Below are 3,326 nucleotides of genomic sequence, written 5' to 3'. Positions count from 1 at the left end.
TTGGTTGCGGGAGTAGGATTTGAACCTACGACCTTCAGGTTATGAGCCTGACGAGCTACCGGGCTGCTCCATCCCGCGCTATTGTGCCTCTTGGTGTTTTGTGAGGTCTTTTTTGTTATCGTATAGAGAGAAGTGTTTCTTATTAGGTTTGGCAATGACTTACTCTCCCACGCCTTAAGACGCAGTACCATCAGCGCAGCGGCACTTAACTGCCGAGTTCGGGATGGGATCGGGTGTTTTGCTCGCGCTATGATCACCAAACCAAAAAAGAAACACCGGCTTGGACCGAGGTCCTAGCCGATAACATCAGGCTTTGTTCCATTTCATCGTATACTGATGATTGTGTGTGTATGTGTTTTGATTTTTTCCAGTCTTACTATTACTGGATCAAATCAAGCCTATCGAGCCATTAGTACCAGTCAACTGAACGCCTTACAGCGCTTACATCTCTGGCCTATCGACGAGGTGGTCTACCTCGGCTCTCAGGGATATCTTGTTTTGAAGGGGGCTTCCCGCTTAGATGCCTTCAGCGGTTATCCTGTCCGATCATAGCTACTCTGCACTGCCGTTGGCACGACAACAGATCCACCAGTGGATCGTTCACCCCGGTCCTCTCGTACTAGGGGCAACTCTTCTCAAATATCCTACACCCACGGAAGATAGGGACCGAACTGTCTCACGACGTTCTAAACCCAGCTCACGTACCTCTTTAAACGGCGAACAGCCGTACCCTTGGGACCTGCTCCAGCCCCAGGATGAGATGAGCCGACATCGAGGTGCCAAACGGTGCCGTCGATATGGACTCTTGGGCACCATCAGCCTGTTATCCCCAGCGTACCTTTTATCCGTTGAGCGATGGCCCTTCCACTCGGGACCACCGGATCACTATGGCCGTCTTTCGACTCTGCTCGACTTGTCAGTCTCGCAGTCAGGCTGGCTTCTGCCATTGCACTCAACGAGCGATTTCCGACCGCTCTGAGCCAACCTTCGCGCGCCTCCGTTACAATTTGGGAGGCGACCGCCCCAGTCAAACTACCCACCACGCAGGGTCCCGGACCCGGATAACGGGCCGCGGTTAGACATCAAGCAGAATAAGGGTGGTATCTCAAGGGAGGCTCCACCGAGACTGGCGTCCCGGTTTCAAAGCCCACCACCTATCCTGCACATACTGTGCCTGATGCCAATGCGAAGCTATAGTAAAGGTGCATGGGGTCTTTCCGTCTAACCGCGGGTATCCTGCATCTTGACAGGAAATTCAATTTCGCTGAGTCCACATTTGAGACAGCGGGGAAGTCGTTACGCCATTCGTGCAGGTCGGAACTTACCCGACAAGGAATTTCGCTACCTTAGGACCGTTATAGTTACGGCCGCCGTTTACCTGGGCTTCAATTCGGAGCTTGCACTCCTCCTTTTAACCTTCAGGCACCGGGCAGGCGTCAGACCCTATACGTCGTCTTGCGACTTCGCAGAGCCCTGTGTTTTTAGTAAACAGTCGCCACCCCCTGGTTTGTGCCCCCGCCCAAAACTTGCGTTCTGAACGGGCCTCCTTCTCGCGAACTTACGGAGGTATTTTGCCGAGTTCCTTAAATGTGGTTCTCTCAAGCGCCTTGGTATTCTCTACCAGTCCACCTGTGTCGGTTTAGGGTACGATCTTATAGGAGGGCTATTTCCAGGAACCTCTAAGCAGCCCATTCAATCCGATAAGGATGAACTACCTTCGAGATCCGTCACCACTCCATGGCCCAGGAATATTAACCTGGTTCCCATCGACTACGCCTTTCGGCCTCGCCTTAGGGGTCGGCTTACCCTGCTCAGATTAGCTTTAAGCAGGAACCCTTGGACTTTCGGCGAGGGAGTCTCTCACTCCCTTTGTCGCTACTCATGTCATCATTCTCACTAGTGATCTCTCCACCGGATCCCTCACAGGCCGGCTTCACAGAAAACTCCTTGCGTCCAATATTCCCCGAAAGGAATTAAGGACGCATGGAATTATGTCACACTACGCTCTGCTACCATGCGATAAATCGCATCCTAGACTTCGGCTCATGGCTTGAGCCCCGTTACATCTTCGCCGCAGGACAACTTATTTAGACCAGTGAGCTGTTACGCTATCTTTAAAGGATGGCTGCTTCTAAGCCAACCTCCTGGTTGTTTTGGTCGTCCCACCTGCTTTCCCACTTAGCCATGAATTAGGGGCCTTAGTCGTAGGTCAGGGTTGTTTCCCTCTCCACAACGGACGTTAGCACCCGCTGTGTGTCTGCCGGATATTACTCCTCGGTATTCGGAGTTTGATTAGGATCAGTAAGGCTGTGGGCCCCCATTACCCATTCAGTGCTCTACCCCCGAGGGTATTCGTCCGACGCTCTACCTAAATAGATTTCGCAGAGAACCAGCTATCTCCGAGTTTGATTGGCCTTTCACCCCTAGGCACACCTCATCCCGACCTTTTTCAACAGGTGTGGGTTCGGACCTCCAGTAAGTGTTACCTTACCTTCATCCTGGACATGCCTAGATCACTCGGTTTCGGGTCTGATCCACCGAACTCATGCGCCCTATTAAGACTCGCTTTCGCTGCGCCTACACCTAACGGCTTAAGCTTGCTCGGTAGACCAAGTCGATGACCCATTATACAAAAGGTACGCTGTCAGGCCTCAAGGGCCCTCCAACTGATTGTAGGCGTTCGGTTTCAGGTACTGTTTCACTCCCCTCGTCGGGGTGCTTTTCACCTTTCCCTCACGGTACTGGTTCGCTATCGGTCAGTAAGGAGTACTTAGCCTTCGAAGGTGGTCCTCCGATGTTCAGACAGAATTTCACGTGTTCCGCCCTACTTAATACGTCCTATCATGCTTCTTATACGGGACTGTCACCCACTATGGTTGGCCATTCCAGACCATTCTAATCACACTCAAGGCTCGGCTGGTCCCCGTTCGCTCGCCGCTACTAGGGGAGTATCTATTGATTTCCTTTCCTCCGGGTACTTAGATGTTTCAGTTCCCCGGGTTTGCTTTTGTAAACCTATGTATTCAGTTTACAAATACCTGTTTTACCTCATTATTAGCTGCCCTTACGGGCAATAATAACAAAGTATCAGGTGGGTTGCCCCATTCAGAAATCCATGGATCAAAGCTTATTCTCAGCTCCCCATGGCTTATCGCAGAGTATCACGTCTTTCATCGCCTCTTACTGCCAAGGCATCCACCAAACGCCCTTTTCGCGCTTGATTTGATCCAGAAATAGTCAGACTACTTCTGTGGCCACCCCCTTTTGTAAAATCAAAGGTGGCCTAAATCAAAATGCATACATTCCAGTGCTTGCCGCTGGTTCGC

At 51.5% G+C, this 3,326-nt stretch carries 1 tRNA gene and 2 rRNA genes; all 3 read right to left on the bottom strand.

What is annotated here, in order from left to right:
- Window position 1: 1 nt before the first annotated feature.
- Window positions 2-78 (bottom strand) — tRNA-Met (locus ACHUEV_RS17815).
- 68 nt (window positions 79-146) lie between these two features.
- Window positions 147-261: ribosomal RNA gene (gene rrf, locus ACHUEV_RS17810) — 5S ribosomal RNA — on the bottom strand.
- Window positions 262-388: 127 nt separating this feature from the next.
- A 23S ribosomal RNA gene (locus ACHUEV_RS17805) occupies window positions 389-3,223 on the bottom strand.
- Window positions 3,224-3,326: the final 103 nt, after the last annotated feature.

The organism is Yoonia maritima (genome assembly GCF_043641945.1).
GTDB classification, from domain to species: Bacteria; Pseudomonadota; Alphaproteobacteria; order Rhodobacterales; family Rhodobacteraceae; genus Yoonia; species Yoonia maritima_B.
This window is presented reverse-complemented; position numbering and strand designations above follow the sequence as displayed.